Source organism: Synechococcus sp. CBW1002 (genome assembly GCF_015840915.1).
GTDB lineage: Bacteria > Cyanobacteriota > Cyanobacteriia > PCC-6307 > Cyanobiaceae > CBW1002.
Genome location: NZ_CP060398.1, coordinates 2,136,019 through 2,151,801, shown reverse-complemented (window position 1 = coordinate 2,151,801; position 15,783 = coordinate 2,136,019). Strand labels below are relative to the sequence as shown.

At 68.4% G+C, this 15,783-nt stretch carries 16 protein-coding genes; 7 read left to right on the top strand and 9 right to left on the bottom strand.

The genetic code is table 11. From position 1 onward, the window contains the following. Nucleotides 1–14: 14 nt before the first annotated feature. Both H8F24_RS10425 and H8F24_RS10420 read right to left on the bottom strand, forming a co-directional pair. Entirely contained in the window at nucleotides 15–272 is a 258-nt protein-coding gene (locus H8F24_RS10425; RefSeq protein ID WP_197169640.1) for a 2Fe-2S iron-sulfur cluster-binding protein, read from the bottom strand. 8 nt (nucleotides 273–280) lie between these two features. Continuing rightward, nucleotides 281–1,933: a Ppx/GppA phosphatase family protein gene (locus H8F24_RS10420; RefSeq protein ID WP_197169639.1), complete on the bottom strand. Its 1,653-nt coding sequence runs from the start codon at nucleotides 1,931–1,933 to the stop codon at nucleotides 281–283. 80 nt (nucleotides 1,934–2,013) lie between these two features. Here H8F24_RS10420 and H8F24_RS10415 point away from each other — a divergent pair, with 80 nt between their 5' ends. Together H8F24_RS10415 and H8F24_RS10410 are read left to right on the top strand one after the other, a co-directional pair. Next, the gene (locus tag H8F24_RS10415) at nucleotides 2,014–2,925 is read left to right on the top strand and encodes a 4-hydroxybenzoate polyprenyltransferase (RefSeq protein ID WP_197169638.1); all 912 of its coding nucleotides are present in this window, start codon (nucleotides 2,014–2,016) and stop codon (nucleotides 2,923–2,925) included. Continuing rightward, complete coding sequence (locus H8F24_RS10410) at nucleotides 2,922–3,923, top strand: LD-carboxypeptidase (protein ID WP_197169637.1); 1,002 nt, start codon at nucleotides 2,922–2,924, stop codon at nucleotides 3,921–3,923. The genes H8F24_RS10415 and H8F24_RS10410 overlap by 4 nt, the downstream gene beginning before the upstream one ends. 37 nt (nucleotides 3,924–3,960) lie before the next feature. Here the strand turns inward: H8F24_RS10410 and ispD are convergent, their stop codons facing one another. Then, entirely contained in the window at nucleotides 3,961–4,689 is a 729-nt protein-coding gene (gene ispD, locus H8F24_RS10405; RefSeq protein ID WP_197153826.1) for a 2-C-methyl-D-erythritol 4-phosphate cytidylyltransferase, read from the bottom strand. 33 nt (nucleotides 4,690–4,722) lie between these two features. Between ispD and H8F24_RS10400 the strand changes: the two genes are divergently transcribed. Genes H8F24_RS10400 through fabG form a run of 3 tightly spaced genes read left to right on the top strand, consistent with a single transcriptional unit; the run spans nucleotide 4,723 to nucleotide 7,548 of the window. Beyond that, complete coding sequence (locus H8F24_RS10400) at nucleotides 4,723–5,589, top strand: glycosyltransferase family 9 protein (protein ID WP_197153825.1); 867 nt, start codon at nucleotides 4,723–4,725, stop codon at nucleotides 5,587–5,589. 25 nt (nucleotides 5,590–5,614) lie between these two features. After that, a complete protein-coding gene (locus H8F24_RS10395) occupies nucleotides 5,615–6,736 on the top strand; it encodes a TrkA family potassium uptake protein (RefSeq protein ID WP_197153824.1) in 1,122 nt (373 codons plus the stop codon). A 50-nt stretch (nucleotides 6,737–6,786) separates the two neighbouring features. After that, nucleotides 6,787–7,548 (top strand): 3-oxoacyl-[acyl-carrier-protein] reductase, encoded by a 762-nt coding sequence (fabG, locus tag H8F24_RS10390; protein WP_197169636.1) that lies wholly within the window; start codon nucleotides 6,787–6,789, stop codon nucleotides 7,546–7,548. A gap of 97 nt (nucleotides 7,549–7,645) precedes the next feature. On the opposite strand, the gene H8F24_RS10385 is transcribed toward fabG, so the two are convergent. Continuing rightward, nucleotides 7,646–7,936 carry a hypothetical protein gene (locus H8F24_RS10385; RefSeq protein ID WP_370594741.1) on the bottom strand — a complete coding sequence of 97 codons (291 nt, stop codon included), beginning with the start codon at nucleotides 7,934–7,936 and terminating at the stop codon, nucleotides 7,646–7,648. Nucleotides 7,937–8,101: 165 nt separating this feature from the next. Here H8F24_RS10385 and groL point away from each other — a divergent pair, with 165 nt between their 5' ends. Beyond that, the gene (gene groL, locus H8F24_RS10380; protein ID WP_197169635.1) at nucleotides 8,102–9,796 is read left to right on the top strand and encodes a chaperonin GroEL; all 1,695 of its coding nucleotides are present in this window, start codon (nucleotides 8,102–8,104) and stop codon (nucleotides 9,794–9,796) included. Nucleotides 9,797–9,867: 71 nt separating this feature from the next. On the opposite strand, the gene H8F24_RS10375 is transcribed toward groL, so the two are convergent. From H8F24_RS10375 to H8F24_RS10355, 5 genes are all read right to left on the bottom strand, one after another. Further along, nucleotides 9,868–10,599 (bottom strand): N-acetylmannosamine-6-phosphate 2-epimerase, encoded by a 732-nt coding sequence (locus H8F24_RS10375; protein WP_197169634.1) that lies wholly within the window; start codon nucleotides 10,597–10,599, stop codon nucleotides 9,868–9,870. Nucleotides 10,600–10,602: 3 nt separating this feature from the next. Next, nucleotides 10,603–11,469, bottom strand: coding sequence for an ABC transporter permease (locus H8F24_RS10370; RefSeq protein WP_197169633.1), 867 nt, complete (start codon nucleotides 11,467–11,469; stop codon nucleotides 10,603–10,605). A gap of 101 nt (nucleotides 11,470–11,570) precedes the next feature. Continuing rightward, on the bottom strand, nucleotides 11,571–12,602 hold the full coding sequence (locus tag H8F24_RS10365) for an ATP-binding cassette domain-containing protein (protein WP_370594740.1): 1,032 nt from the start codon (nucleotides 12,600–12,602) through the stop codon (nucleotides 11,571–11,573). Between the two features lie 67 nt (nucleotides 12,603–12,669). Then, on the bottom strand, nucleotides 12,670–13,647 hold the full coding sequence (locus tag H8F24_RS10360) for a heme o synthase (protein WP_197153819.1): 978 nt from the start codon (nucleotides 13,645–13,647) through the stop codon (nucleotides 12,670–12,672). Then, nucleotides 13,640–14,554: a heme A synthase gene (locus H8F24_RS10355; RefSeq protein ID WP_231597740.1), complete on the bottom strand. Its 915-nt coding sequence runs from the start codon at nucleotides 14,552–14,554 to the stop codon at nucleotides 13,640–13,642. Before H8F24_RS10355 ends, H8F24_RS10360 begins: the two co-directional genes overlap by 8 nt. Before the next feature lie 217 nt (nucleotides 14,555–14,771). Between H8F24_RS10355 and H8F24_RS10350 the strand changes: the two genes are divergently transcribed. After that, a complete protein-coding gene (locus H8F24_RS10350) occupies nucleotides 14,772–15,716 on the top strand; it encodes a cytochrome c oxidase subunit II (protein WP_197153817.1) in 945 nt (314 codons plus the stop codon). Nucleotides 15,717–15,783: the final 67 nt, after the last annotated feature.

Sequence of the window (15,783 nt, the reverse complement as noted above, 5' to 3'; positions counted from 1 at the left end):
CTCCAACCGGGAGCTCACCAGTAGGGATCAGCGGCCAGCTCCACCTCCAGGCTGCCGCCGGCACTGGCCGGCACCGTGGCGATGCAGGCACGCACCACCTGGCCGTTCACCTCGATCTCGCAGGCGCCGCAACTGCCGCCGAGGCAGCCGGTGGGAATCGACTGGCCCGCCTCAGCAGCCGCCAGCAGCCAGTCGCAACCCACGGCCGCCTGACTGACGCGACCATCGGGCCAGCGGATCGTGATCGTTCGGCGTGTCGCGGGGTCCGCCATCGCTGCCCTCAGGGCACCATCTCGCCATCGGGCCCGGCCACCCGGAGCCGGAAGCCGCTGGCTTCCAGCACCACCTCGGCGCAGGAGCGCAGGCTCCAGCGCTCGAGACCAAGATCGATCGGTGGCTCACCGGGCGCTGGCGGCAAGGATCTGAGGCTGATCAGCAGCCCGTTCACCCCATCGTCATCCCGCAGGGGCACCACCTCGAGCCCGGCGATCACGGGAACGGGCCGCCGATCCAGGGCGGCCGCCAGCCGCAGCAACAGGGCCATCGACGCCACCGTGCGGCGCTGGTCGCGCCCCTCGATCAGCTGCCACGACTCATGCCGCTTCTTGGGCAGCCCGCGGCGGTGATACCGGGCGATCGCCGCCACCATCAGATGTTCGGCCTGGGAATACCCCAGCAGCTCGCCGTGGCGGATCAGATACCAGGTGTGTTTGTGGTACGCAGCGATGTTGATGTGTTTGCCGCAGGTGTGCAGCTGCGCCGCCGCCCAGAGCAGCTGGCGGCCATAGCCGCCGTATTCGTGGTCGTGGTGCAGCAGGCCACGGGTCTGGTCGTAGAGGCTCACGGCCAGTTCGGCCACCCGATCGGCCTGGGCCCGGTCGACGCCGTACGACTGGGCGAGATGACGGACCGTGCGCTGGCGGATCGAGCTCTGGAACGAGAACCGGTCGCCCAGCAGACCTTGGCGCAGCATCCAGTCCACGATCAGGCCCTCCCGCAGGGCGCGGTCGCACACCACCAGGGCGTCGGCCTGGAGCATGGTCATGGCGGTCTGCATGATCAGCACGCCGGGCACGATGATTTCGGCCCGCCGCTCGTTGATCACCGACAGCGCGCGCCGCTGATCCGGCGTCATGGCGAGCAGCTTGGCCACGATCTGATCGACCTTCTGGCGATCGAGCCGGTAGCCCTGGAACTTCAGCGGCGGCTTGGCCTCCTCGGCGGCCGCCAGGGCCGCCAGGGCCATGGCGGTGCCGCTGGTGCCCACCAGCACAGGCCTGCTGCCGGCCGGCAACGCCGCCTTCACCTGGGCCACGGCGGGTTCCAGGGACCCCTGGATATAGGCCTGCAGAAACTTCCGCCGCTCGTCCGGCAGCGGCTCCTCACGGATGAAGTCGCGCTGCAGCCGCACGGCGCCGATGCGGGTGCTGGTCAGGGCACGGGAATCACGGCTGTCAGCCAGGATCAACTCGGTGGAGCCGCCACCGATGTCGATGATCATGTGGGGCTGCTCGCCGAAGCTCATCCCCGAGAGCACGCCGAGGTAGATCAGCCGCGCTTCTTCGGGGCCGCTGACCAGATCCACCTCCAGCCCCAGCTGCTCCTGGACGGCCTGCAGGAAGTCCTTGCCGTTGGGGGCTTCGCGCACGGCACTGGTGGCTGCCGTGACGATCTGTTCGGCCCCATGGCTGGCGGCCAGATCGCGGCAGTGGCGGAGGGTTCGGAAGCCCCGCTCGATCGCCGCCGCACTGAGATCTCCGGTTTCGGGATCCCGTTCCCCCAGTCGCGTGGTCGATTTCTCAGCCAGCACCACGCTGAAGCTCTGCAGCTCCGGATCCACCTCGGCGATCAACAGGTGGATCGAGTTAGTGCCGATGTCGATCGCAGCCACCCGACGCAGGCCGGCCGAGGCGACAGGAGGGATCTTGGCCATCGGCAAGGCCGCCGGGACAGGGGCGGCGTCACTTTGCCACCCCGCACCAGACCTAGGGTGCTGGCGAGCACAACCGCTGCATGGCTCCCAGTCGCCTGGCTTTCCACGGCATCGCCGACCGACTGCGGGCCTGGATCGAGCTGCTGCGGTGGCACAAGCCGAGCGGTCGGCTGATCCTGCTGATCCCCGCCGGCTGGGCTCTCTGGCTCACCCCCCAGGCCCCCCCGGAGCCCGGGTTGGTTGGGTTGATCGTGTTGGGTGGTCTGGCGGTGAGTGGTGCCGGTTGCGTCGCCAACGATCTCTGGGACCGGCGCATCGATCCGCTGGTGGAACGCACCCGCCATCGCCCCCTGGCCGATGGCCGTGCCGGGGTGCCGGAGGCGGTGCTCCTGCTGCTGATCTGCCTGCTGCTGGCCTTGCTGGTGGTGCTGGCCCTGCCTTCAGATGGTCGCTCGCTCTGCCTGCTGCTGGCGGTGGCCACCCTGCCGCCGGTGCTGCTCTACCCCTCCGCCAAGCGCTGGTTCGCCTTTCCGCAGTTGGTGCTGGCCCTGTGCTGGGGCTTCGCCACCCTGATCCCCTGGGCGGCCGCTACGGGCAGCCTGGCCGGCGGAGCGCCACTGCTGCTGGTGTGGCTGGCGGCCGTGAGCTGGACCTTCGGCTTCGACACGGTTTATGCCATGGCCGATCGCGATGACGACGCTGTGCTGGGGGTCCGCAGCAGTGCCCTGAGCCTCGGGGCCCGGGCGCCTGCGGTGGTGGCCGGCTGCTATGGGGTCACCGCCCTGACCCTGGCGATCGCGGCGGTGTTGCAGTCGATCAGCCTGGCGTTCTGGCCGCTCTGGCTGGCGGCCGCTGCGGGGATGCAGCGTGAGGCCTGGGCCCTGCGCAGCCCCTCCCTGCCCCGCTCCCGCTATGGCCGCCATTTTCTGCGGCAGGTCCAGCTGGGCGGCCTGCTGCTGCTGGCCCTCGTGCTGAGCCGGGGACCGGCATGAGCCAGCTGCGCTGGCCGCAGGACTGGCCCCGTCCGCTGCGCCGGGGGGATCGGGTGCAGCTGGTGGCGGCCAGCTCCGCTCTGATCGGCCCTGATGCCCCAGACCGGCTCGCGGCAGGTGCAGCGTTGCTGCAGCGGTGGGGGCTGCAGCTGGAGCCCTCCCAGCCGGAGCGTCTGCTGGGGCGCCGCTGGGGCTACCTGGCCGGCCGCGATGCGGAGCGGGCCGCGGACCTGGACGCCGCCGCCGCCCTGTTGGCCTGCGTCAGGGGGGGCTGGGGCTCCGCCCGACTGCTGGAACGGCCGCTGTCACTTCCGGACGGCTGGCTGCTGGGCTTCTCCGATGTCACCTCCCTGCTGTGGGCCCAGCAGGCGCGGGGCCACCGTGGCGGCATCCATGGACCGCTGCTCACCACCCTGGCGACGGAACCCCGCTGGAGCCAGGAACGGTTGCGGGCCCTGCTGTTCGGCGAACCCCTGCCGGCGCTGTCTGGCGTGGGCTGGCAAGCCGGTGTGGCCGAGGGGCCGCTGTTGGTGGCCAATCTGACTGTTGCCACCCATCTGCTGGGCACAACCCACCTGCCGGAGCTGCGGGGGGCGATCCTGATTCTTGAGGATGTGGGCGAGGCGCCCTACCGGATCGAGCGGATGCTGACCCACTGGCGCCTCTGCGGTGCTCTGCAGGGCCTGGCCGGCATCGGCTTCGGCAGCTTCCTGGGCTGTGATGAGCCCATCGAAGAGCCACCACAAGACGACGAGGTCGAAGCCAACGGCTCATATCAACACGACGGCGCGTCCGAAGACAACAGCCTGATCGCGGCCCGCGGAGCCGCCGGGCGCTTCAGCCTGGAGCAGGTGCTGCGCGAACGCACCCAGGATCTGGAAATCCCCGTGGTGGCTGGCCTGCCGGTGGGCCATGCCCCCGGCAACGCCGCCCTGCCGATCGGGGCACCGGCCCGGCTGGATGGCCGGCTCGGCACCCTGGAGGTGGGTGGGATCTGAGCCGTGGTGCGGTGTTCAGCGGCGCAGTTGTCAGCACTCATCCGGCCGCCCGCTGGGCCAGCACCGCCTCGGCAATCGTGAGATCAAAGGGCGTGGTGAGCTTGATGTTGGACGGCGGCGCCTGCAGCACCTTGACGGGTTTTCCGAGCTTTTCGAACAGGGCCGCGTCGTCGGTGACGCTCCAGCCCTCGGTGGCGGCGATCGCATGGGCCTGGCGCAGATCGTCCACCGGGAAGCCCTGGGGCGTCTGGGCTGCCCAGAGGTCGCTGCGATCGGGGGTGGCTTGGATCGTGCCCGCATCGTCCACCTGCTTGATCGTGTCGGTCACGGGGGTGGCGGCGATCACGGCTGCGCCGGCGGCCACGGCCTCGGCGCAGCGGCTCAGCAGCTCCGGCTCCACCAGGCAGCGGGCTCCATCGTGGATCAGGACCCCCTCGGCCTCGGTGGGCAGGGCCGCCAGGCCGCGGCTCACCGATTCCTGCCGGGTGTCGCCGCCCACGATCCACTGCACCGGCAGCCTGGGCCCGGCTGCCGCCACAATCGCCGCCACGGCCTCCTCATCCACGGGCTGACCCACCACCCCGATCCAGCGGATCACCGGACAGGCCAGGGCCGCATCCAGAGTCCAGGCCAGCACGGGACGACCGGCCACCGCCAGCAGGAGCTTGTTGCCCTCGGCCCCCATACGGCGGCCGCTGCCGGCGGCGGCGATCAGCAGATGCACAAGCAGCTCCCGGAACGACGGGCAGATCAGGAACTGCTCCATACAATCAGGCCGCGATGCCCCGCCCAACGCCTGATGCGCGCCCTTTTTCTGATTCCAGGCGACAGCGTCAGCCAGTTGCAGGTTCTGCCGGCGGTGGCGGCAGCGGCGGATCAGCTCGGGTTCCAGGTGCAGGTGGCCTGCAGCCCTGAAGCCGGGACCGTCTGGAGTCTGTTGCCGGCCGTGGAGAAAATCCTGCCGATCGCCTATGGCAAGGCCACCCTGGCCGACTGGACCAACCTGCTGGGCCTGGTGAGGGATCCTGATTTTCAGCTCTGTATCAACCTCGTGGCCAGCGGACCCGGTGGCCGTGCCATTGATCTGCTGCTGTCGATGAGCCACATCCCCACCCGGGTGGCGGCGGCGGGGTTCTCGGCCACCGAACGGATTGTTCCCTCCAGCCAGGGCTGGATCGATCAGCGCCTGGAGGCCTACCTGCGCCCCGTTGGGGTGCGGTTGGATGCCGCGGCCTACCGCCTGCCGATCGCCAGGGCGGATCTGGACAAGGCCAGCGCTGCCCTGCCACAAGGCTCCGGGCCGATGCTCCTGCTGGCACCAACCGGCGGCGCCGGCGACTGGCCGGCTCCCCACTGGCAGGCCCTGCCGGAGCGCATCCAGACCCGCCTCAGCGATCTGCGCAGCCTCACCCTGGAGCCCACTGCGCCCAGCCCGAGTTCCGGCTCCCTGCGGCGGCGGGCTGCCCAGGTGGCCGCCGCCGACGTGGTGCTGGCCAGCGATCCCGTCACGATCGAGCTGGCCCTGCTGTGCGGTGTGCCGCTGGTGGCCCTGGGCCGCGATCCGGCCAGCCTGCCCCAGCGCCAGGGGGTGACGGGCCTGGGCGAGGCCGCTCAGCTGCAGGAGCTCTCCATCGACCCGGTGCTTCAGGCCCTGGGCCTCGGATGAGCCGAGACCGGATGGGGCTGGCGCCATGATCCCTGCTCTGCGGCGCCGGCGCCGTCCCCCATCCACCCGGTTGCGACGCCCCTGGCGCACCCCGATGGTCGCCCTGGCGATCGTGGTCAATCTGTCTGCCCTCGGCTATCGCCTGACCGAAGGATGGGACTGGGGCGATTGCTACTGGATGGTGGCGATCACGATCAGCACCATCGGCTATGGGGAGGTGGAGCCCCTCTCCCCGGGTGGTCGTCTGGTGACGGCCCTCTCGATCATCGGTGGCCTGATCGTGGTGCAGCTCACCATTCAGGGGGTGCTGGGTCTCACAGAATCGGGCTACTTCCGGCGCATGCGCCAGCGCCGCTTTCTCCGCTGGATCGAGACGATGCAGAACCACGTGATTCTCTGCGGCTACGGGCGGATCGGTCGGGAGATTGCCGAACAGATCAGCAGCGAAGGGGTGTCACTGCTGGTGGTCGAAATGGATGAGGAGCGCAAGCGGGAGGCGGAAGAGAGGGGTTTGCCGGTGCTCAGCGCCGATGCCACCCTCGACGAGACCCTGGTGGAGGCCGGCATCCACCGCTGCCGCAGCCTGGTGGCGGCCCTGCCGAGCAATGCCGCCAACCTCTACGTGGTGCTCAGTGCCCGTGGCCTGGCGCCCGGCTGCCGCCTGATCGCCCGCTCCGACAGCGAAGAAGCTGAGCGCAAGCTGCGCCTGGCTGGTGCCGATCAGGTGGTGAGTCCCTATGTGGCGGGTGGACGCACCATGGCGGCCACAGCCCTGCGCCCCCTGGCGGTGAGCTTCATGGACCTGCTGGCCGGCTCCAATTGCGAGGTGGAGGAGTTCCAGCTCAGCAGTGATCCCCGCCTGCTGGGCGATCTCAGTGGCCGCACCCTCGCCGAACTGACCCTGCGACGGCGCACCGGCGCCCTTGTGCTGGCGATCCGCAATCCGGAACCGCCCAGTCAGCCAATACCCACCTACCGCGGTGCCCCCGTCCTGCCCTCGCCGGTCACCCTGATCGCCAATCCCGATGGTGATGTGCGCCTGGGCCCGGGCCAGCTGCTGGTGGCCCTGGGCAGCAAGGAACAGCTGCGCGCCCTCGCCGACCTGCTCGGCCCGGCCCTGGAGGCTGTCGAGACCATGCAGGAGTGAGGGGGGCGTGGGCGGCACATACGATCGGGCCCACCTTGACCTGATTGGCGATGTCCGGCGGCTTCCCCACCACTTCCCTGGCTGGCCAGGTCGCCCTGGTCACCGGGGCCAGCCGCGGCATCGGACGGGCCATCGCCCTGGAGCTGGCGGCCAGCGGCGCCACCGTGGTGGTGAACTACGCCAGTTCACCGGAGGCTGCCGCCGCCGTGGTGGCGGAGATTGAGGGCCAGGGCGGCAAGGCCTGGAGCTATCAGGCCAACGTGGCCGAAGAAGCGGCGGTGGAGTCGATGGTGAAGGCGGTGCTGGAGCGGGAAGGGCGGCTTGACGTGCTGGTCAACAACGCCGGCATCACCCGCGATGGGCTGTTGATGCGCATGAAGACCAGCGACTGGCAGAGCGTGATCGACCTCAATCTCACCGGCGTGTTCCTCTGCACCCGCGCCGTGAGCCGCACGATGCTCAAGGCCCGTGCCGGACGGATCATCAACATCACCTCCGTGGTGGGCCTGATGGGCAACCCCGGCCAGGCGAACTACAGCGCCGCCAAGGCAGGCGTGATCGGTCTGACCCGCAGCAGCGCCGCCGAATTCGCCAGCCGTGGTGTGACCGTCAATGCAGTGGCTCCCGGTTTCATCGAGAGCGACATGACCAAGGACCTGGCCAAGGAACCGATCCTGGCCGCGATCCCCCTGGCGCGCATGGGCCAGCCGGCCGAGGTGGCCAGCGCCGTGCGATTCCTGGCGGCCGATCCGGCCGGTGCCTACATGACCGGCCAGGTGCTGCAGGTGGATGGCGGCATGGTGATGCGCTGAAGGGTGCCGGGCTGAATCCTGCTGCAAAGAAGGCCGCTGCGCTGAAGGCCGCTTCGCTGAACTGATCGACGCAGAACAGCGCCTTGACCTGGATCGATCAGTCGTTGGCGGTCGAGACCGTTGGGGGGTGGAGGTCAGAGGTGGTCGGGGTGTCTGCCTGGAGTGGCTGACCCAGGTCGTCCCGCAGCCGACGGATCCGCTGCAGCAGTTGAAGCCGGCGGCGGCGGGCGGTGATCGTGAGAAACAGCCGGATCGGCACGTAGACCAGGGCCATCAGCAGGCCCAGGGCTGCGATCAGCAGGAAGACCATGGCATCGGCCTTGGAGCTGGCGGCCAGGGCACTCTCGGCGGTGGCACTGTCCAGTGCGCTCTGCAGCAGATCCTCCATGGCTCGCGTAGGCTCCCGGCCCTCTGCCCTTGGTTGACGCTACTGGCCATGGGGCCGCTGGGACAGGGGCACGGGCAGGCTGATTCGGCATTCACCACCACCTAGGCACTGCGGCTGGACAGTGCGCTATGGGACGCTGAACCATCTGTTGTTCTGCTCTCCCCGATGGCCAAATTGATCCAGTTCGCCGATCAATCGCGCGAATCTCTGGAACGGGGGGTCAATGCCCTGGCCGACGCCGTGAGGGTCACGATCGGTCCGAAGGGCCGCAACGTCGTGCTGGAGAAGAAGTTCGGCGCTCCGGACATCGTCAATGACGGTGTCACCATCGCCCGGGACATCGAACTCGAGGATCCCTTCGAGAACATCGGCGCCAAGCTGATTCAGCAGGTGGCCGCCAAGACCAAGGACAAGGCCGGTGACGGCACCACCACGGCCACGGTGCTGGCCCAGTCGATGGTGCGGGAAGGCATGAAGAATGTGGCCGCTGGCGCCAGCCCGGTGCAGCTGCGCCGCGGCATGGAGCAGGCCGTTGCCCTGGTCGTGAGCGGCATCGCCGCCCGTGCCCAGTCGGTGGCGGGAGACGCCATCCGCCAGGTGGCCACCGTGAGCTCCGGCAACGACGACGAAGTGGGCGGCATGATCGCCAAAGCCATGGACACGGTGAGCGCCGACGGGGTGATCACCGTGGAGGAGTCGAAATCCCTGGCCACCGAACTGGAGATCACCGAAGGCATGGCCTTCGATCGGGGCTACAGCTCCCCCTACTTCGTGACCGACCAGGAGCGGCTGGAGTGCGTCTATGAGAATGCCCTCCTGCTGATCACCGACCGCAAGGTGAGCAGCGTCGCCGATCTGGTGCCGGTGCTGGAGGCCGTGGCCCGCAGTGGCCGGCCCCTGGTGATCCTGGCCGAGGAGGTGGACGGTGAGGCCCTGGCCACCCTGGTGGTGAACAAGAACCGCGGCGTGCTGCAGGTGGCGGCCGTGCGGGCTCCCGGCTTCGGCGATCGCCGCAAGGCCATGCTGGAAGACATCGCCATCCTCACCGGCGCCACCGTGGTGAGCGAGGACAGGGCCATGAGCCTCGAGGCGGTGACCCTCGCGGACCTGGGAACGGCCCGCCGGATCACGATCACCAAGGACAGCACCACTCTTGTGGCGACCGATGATCACCGCCAGGCGGTGGTCGACCGGGTGGCCGCGATCAAGCGCGAACTCGATGCCACCGACTCCGAGTACGACTGTGAAAAGCTCAACGAGCGGATCGCCAAACTCGCCGGCGGCGTGGCGGTGATCAAGGTGGGAGCCCCCACCGAAACCGAACTGCGCAACCGCAAGCTGCGCATCGAGGATGCCCTCAATGCCACCCGTGCGGCGATCGAGGAGGGCATCATTCCCGGGGGCGGCTTCACCCTTCTTCAGCTGGCCTCGGAGCTCGATGGCCTGCTGGCGAGCAGCAGCGGCGATGCTCGAACCGGTGTGGCGATCGTGCAGCACGCCCTGGGTGAGCCGGCGCGTCAGATTGCGGTCAACGCCGGTGCCGATGGTTCGGTGGTGACCTCCGAGTGCCTGAGCCGGGGTCAGGGCTACAACGCCGCCACGGGTAGTTACGAGGATCTTCTGGCCGCTGGCATCGTCGATGCCGCCAAGGTGGTTCGTCTCGCCCTGCAGGATGCGGTGTCGATCGCAGCGCTGCTGATCACCACTGAAGCGGTGATCGCCGACAAGCCCGAGCCCGCTGCTGCCTCCCCTGGTGGCGACATGGGTGGCATGGGCGGAATGGGCGGTATGGGCATGCCCGGCATGGGCGGCATGGGGATGCCCGGCATGGGCGGCATGGGGATGCCCGGCATGATGTGAGGCCCCGGTGGGTGTGGGTCAGTCGGCCCACGCCCCTCCTGAGGCCCAAGCGTCAGTGCACCAGCTCCCGCTCAGGCGCGCAAGCGCTTCACGTAGGCCGCCACCTGTAGATCCACTCCGGTGATGGCGGTGCCCACCACCACGGCATCGGCTCCTCGGCTGACAGCCTCAGCGGCCTGCTCGGCCGAGGCGATGCCGCCCTCGCAGACCAGGATCACCTCCGGAGAAAGCTGGCGGCGCAGGGGCTCCAGCAGATTCCAGGCTGGAGGTCTGAGTCCGGAGGTGTCTTCCGTGTAGCCGTACAGAGTGGTTCCCACCCAGTGGCAGCCCAGGGCGGCAGCCCTCAGCCCATTGGCGATGCCATCGACATCGGCCATCAGGGGAATGCCCATCGCCCTGGCCCGCGCAACGATCTCGACCAGGGTTTCGTGCTCCGGTCTGGGGCGATCGGTGGCATCGATGGCCACCACATCGGCTCCTGCCGCCCACACCTGCTGCAGGTCCTGCCAGCGTGGCGTGATGTACACGGCGCTGCCGGGAAGGGTGCGTTTCCACAGCCCCACGATCAGGGCCTGTGGGCAGCGACGACGCACGGCACCGATGTGTTCGGGGCTCTCCAGCCGCACCCCGATCGCGCCCTGGGCCAGGCTGGCTTCCGCCATGGCTGCGATCACGGACGGTTCACGCATCGGTGATCCTTCCGGCGCTTGGACGGACACGATCAGGCCGCCCGCCAGAGCGGATCGCCCGGGCACAGAGCGGACGGACAATGGATCGAAGGCCGCGGCGGAAGTGCTGGTCATCATTCAGGCGAGTTTGCGATCCAGAAGCGGGCGGATCAGCAGAAACAGGCCGGCCGCCAGGGCGGTGAGGATCAGCAGGCAGGTGGTGGTGGTGAGTGAACCGTAGGGAGCCTCCATCACCACCGCCGACAAACTGACCTGGCCGGCATAGGCGGCGCGGATCGGCTCGATCGCGAAGGTGAGCGGATTGATCGCGGCCAGCCAGCGCAGCCAGGCCGGCATGAAGGCCAGCGGCGCCAGGGCGGTGCTGGCAAACAGCAGCGGCAGGTTGGCCACGAAGATCACTGCGATCAGCTCGATGTGGCCGGGCAGGGCAAAGGCGAGACCGAGGCTGAGGGCCGTCACCGCGAACACCAGCAGCAGCAGGGTGACCAGCACCAGCAGCAACCCCGCACCCCCCGGCCAGCCGTAGCCCAGCAGGGCGGCGGTGCCCATGATCGCCAGGCTCTGCACCAGGCTGAGGCTGGTGATGTAGAGCACCGACGCCAGCACGATCGAGCTGCGTGAGCGCAGCGGCGCCACCAGCAGACGGTTAAGGAAGCCGAACTCCCGGTCGAACATCACCGGCAGCCCGGCGTTGAGGGCGGCGCTGAAGGCGGTGAACACGATCACCCCCGCCCCCAGGAAGCGGCCATAGCTCTCGCCCCCCGGCAGCAGCCCCGTTGGCGCATTGGCGAACAGGGCACCGAAGAGGATCAGCCAGATCAGCGGCTGCAGAACGCCGGCCACCAGGGTGGAGGGGCGACGCTGCAACTGCAGGAAGAGGCGGCGGGTGAGCGCCAGGGTTTCCTGACGGATTTCGACAAAGGCGGAGGGCTCTTGCTCCGCTGGGGTGCCGGCTGAGAGGTAGGAAGGCGTGGCGCTGGTCATCGGCGGATCGGCGGCGGATCGGAAAGCAGGGCAGCCGGACCAGAACGGAACCGGGTGCAGAACAGTGACGGAGGAAGGAGGAAACGCTTCGCGGCCAGGGGTCAGCGCATCGCCTGTTTGCGTTCGGCCTTGGGATCGCGGCTCCCGGCCACGGCCAGCTCGGCATCCATCAGGGTGCGGCCCGTGGCCTGCAGATAGACATCGTCAAGGCTGGGGCGGCTCTGGGCCAGGGCGAACACCGGCAGATCGGCCTGCATCAGCTGATGGCGCAGGGTTTCGAGCACGGCGGTGTCGTCCACCACCAGATTGAGCGAGTAGCCCTGGGCCCGGTTCACCACCACCTGCCGCACCCCGCCACAGGCCACCAGCAGCCCCCGCACCCGCTCGGCCTCTTCGGCTGTGCTGAACTCCCGCACCCGCAGGGTGACGCGGTCGCCACCGAGGGCGCCCTTGAGCTCGCTGGGGGTGCCTTCGGCGATCACCCGGCCAGCCTCCACGATGGCCAGGCGATCGGCCAGGGCATCGACCTCCTCGAGGTAATGGCTGCTGAGCAGCACCGTGGTTCCTTCATCCCGCAGCTGACGTAGCACCTGCCAGATGGCAGAGCGACTTTCGATATCCAACCCCACGGTGGGCTCATCCAACACCAGAACGCGGGGGCGATGCAGCAGCCCGGTGGCCAGGTCCAGGCGGCGACGCATGCCGCCGGAATAGGAGCCACAGCGACGATCGATCCACTCCTCCATGCCCAGCAGGTCGATCAGTTCGGCGATGCGGCGATCCCGCTCGCTGGTCGGCAAGTGGTAGAGGTCGCCCTGTAACCGCAACAGCTCGCGGCCGCTGAGGATCTTGTCGATCGCCACTTCCTGGGCGACGTAGCCGAGCAGCCGACGCACCTGGCGCGGCTGGGCCAGGGCATCGACTCCGGCCACCGAGACAGTGCCGCTATCCGGGGCCAGCAGGGTGCAGAGGATGCGCAGGCAGGTGGTCTTACCGGCTCCATTGGGCCCCAGAAGGCCGTAAAGGCAGCCCTGGGGCACATGCAGCGAGAGGCCGTCGAGGGCCTGCACGCTGCCGTAATGCTTGCTGAGGTGCTGGAGCTCGATCACCCGCTCACCACTCCTGGAAACCACGCATGGTTGGCCAATCTAAGGAGAACCGGACGGGCCATCCGACACAGCAGTGATCCAGGCCGGAGCATCAGGACAGCCCCAGGCCCAGCAGCGGGGTGAATGCCACCAGGCTGAAGGCCTCCGCCTGAGGGGATCGGGCCATCACCAGCAACAGGCAGATGCCGAACAGATAGAGGATCGACCAGCGAAACAGGTTGCGAGCACGCTGGGGATCGTTGGGGTCACGGCTGAGGGCACCGCTGAGTTGCAGCAGGCGTGCGTTGAAGGGCACCACCAGCAGGCCATAGAGCAGGCCGCCGCTGGGCAGGGCCAGCACGCCGATGCCACTCGCCAGCACGGTGGCCCAGGCATAGCGACCGATCGCCAGGGCGGTGACGGCTTCGCCCTTGACCACCGGCAGCATGGGAATGCCGACCGAGCGGTAGTCATCCTTGAGAAGCAGAGCGAGGGCCCAGAAATGGGCGGGGGTCCAGAGCATCACCAGGCTGAACAGCCACCAGCTCGACCAGGTGGGCAGGCCACCGGCGGCCGCAGCCCCCACCAGGGGGGGAATGGCTCCGGCAACGCCGCCGACCACGATATTGCGTGGTGTGCGGGGTTTGAGCAGGGCCGTGTAGAGCAGCACATAGCTGCATAACCCCAGCAGAGCCAGCGCGGCCGCCAGCGGGTTGACCCCCAGAACCAGCACCGCCACCGAGGCGGAGGTGAGCAGGATGGCCAGCAGGAAGGCCTGGCGCTGGGCGAGCCGACCGGAGGGCAGAGCCCGTCGGCTGGTGCGCTGCATGCGGCCGTCGAGTTCCTGCTCCCAGAGGCAATTGAGCACACCGGCGGCGGCAGAAGCGAGGGCACCGCCCACCAGGGTGCAGATGATCCGCAGCGGATCGAGTGGCCAGCCCACCGAGAGGGCCATGCCCGCCAGTGTGGTGGCCAGAAGCAGGGGAATCAGGCGGGGCTTGGCCACCTCCAGCCAGGCGGGCAGACGGACCGACCGCGGCACGGCGGGACGGGAAACGGCCGCCAGAGCCTCAGGGTTGACGCTAACCATGGGCCACCTTCGCGGACAGGGATGGATTGGGAATGCCGCAGGCCGCCGGAGCGTCTGCAACGGAGCTCGGTACCGCACTGCGACCGAGAATCGCGGCGAGGACGGCCACCAGCAAGGCAGCAACCAGCTGATGGGCCACGGTTAGGCCGGGGACCTGAAGCTGCTGGCTCAAGGTGAGGATTCCAAGAACAACCTGGGCGGCCACCAGGGCCGTCGCCCCCAGGGCCAGACCCTGGAGATGGCGGCAGCGTCGCGGCAGGGTGAGGCTGCCGATCGCCATGGCCAACACCGCAGCGGCGGCCGGGTAGGCGCCGATGCGGTGGGCCAGCAGCCAGCGGCAGGCATCGCCCGCTGAGAAACAGCGATCGGCGGCCCACTGGCTGGCCATGCTCCCGCCCAGAACGCACTGTGCGAAGACCAGAACCAGCGCCAGACTGGACAGAACCCGGAACCAGATCGGTGGGGACTCAGCTGGGGCTGCCAGCCGCTGATAGCCGGCGCTCATCAGAGCCACCAGGGCGAGGGCCGTGGCCAGATGGGCGGTGACGATGTCCGAGGCCAGCAAACGGGTCACGGTGAGGGCACCCAGTGCCCCCTGAACGGCCACCATCAGCAGGGCCGCTGCACTGAACCAGGGCAGCCAGGCGGGCAGCAGGCGTCTGCGCAGCAGGCTGATGGCGCAGAGCACCAGCAAGGCCACCCCGACCAGGAAGGCATCGAGGCGGTGAAACCACTCCAGAAACACCTGCATGTTCATCTGCTGACCAGGCAGAAGCACGCCATAACAAAGCGGCCAGTCCGGGCAGGCCAGACCAGCCTCCATCACCCGTGTTGCGCCGCCGATGGCGACCAGGGCCACCAATGCCACAACAAGGTGGGAGAGCAGCAGCGCCAGGGATGTGATCAAGGAATCCCTACGGGGAGCCATAAAGTAGCCAGTTCAAAAGCGTTGCGATTCCCTCACATCTCATCGCTTCGTTCCAGACGTCACCTGACCCCCGTTTCGCCGTTGCATCGGAATTCACTGCCGGATCCGGCGACTGGATCAACTGACTGCATTCAGTGACTGGATCCACTGCCGCAATCCAGGCCCCATAGGCTGGCTGCTGATCTGATCTGCCCCGGTGACCATTCCCACCTCCCTGATCACGCTGGTTCTGGGCATGGTGCTGGTGCTCGGTGGCCTCTGGGTGGGTCAGAACGTCAATCTGCTGCCCGTGGACGCCAGCAGCAATGCCCCGGTCTACGACGCGCTCTTTCAGGTTCTGTTCAGCATCGGCACGATCCTGTTCGTGGGGGTGACCGGCTTGCTGATTTTCAGCCTGGTGCGGTTTCGTCGTCTTCCCGGCGATCGGGGCGACGGCCTGGCGATCGAAGGCAATCTGCCCCTGGAGATCCTCTGGACCGCGATCCCCGCCGTGGTGGTGCTGTTCGTAGGCATCTACAGCTACGACATCTATGAGCGCATGGGCGGCATGACGCCCCTGAATGGACATGAAGCCATGCATGGCGATGTCTCGTCCGTGATGCTTGCTGAGCACCAGCACCAAGGCGGCGATGCCTTGGCCGCTCCAGCCCTGCTTCACGAGGGGGCAGACAACAGCGCAACCCTGCTGGCCGATGACCCGGGCGAGGCTCAAGCGGAACGCGTCTGGGGTGGCATCAGCACTGCCTCGGGCGATGCCTTGCCCGTGGAGCTCACCGCCATGCAGTTCGCTTTCATCTTCCATTACCCGGACAGCTCCATCACCAGCGGGGAGCTGCATGTGCCGGTGGGTCGTCCCGTGCAGCTGCGCATGGAAGCCCGTGATGTGATTCATGCCTTCTGGGTGCCCCAGTTCCGTCTGAAGCAGGACGTGATCCCCGGCCAGCCCACCGTGATGTCGTTCACCCCCACCCGCCCTGGCACCTACCCGATCGTCTGCGCCGAGCTCTGCGGCCCTTACCACGGCGGCATGCGCACCAACGTGGTGGTCCATGAACAGGAGGCCTTCGAGGCCTGGATTCACCAGAACGCCCCGGCGGCGCCCAGCACGGTGGCCCTGGCAGCGGCCCCGCCGACTGGCTGAGATCACGAAGTCTGATCAAGCTTTTTCAGACCCACCGGCCTCGGCTCCCGACTTTCGATTCCGCCAC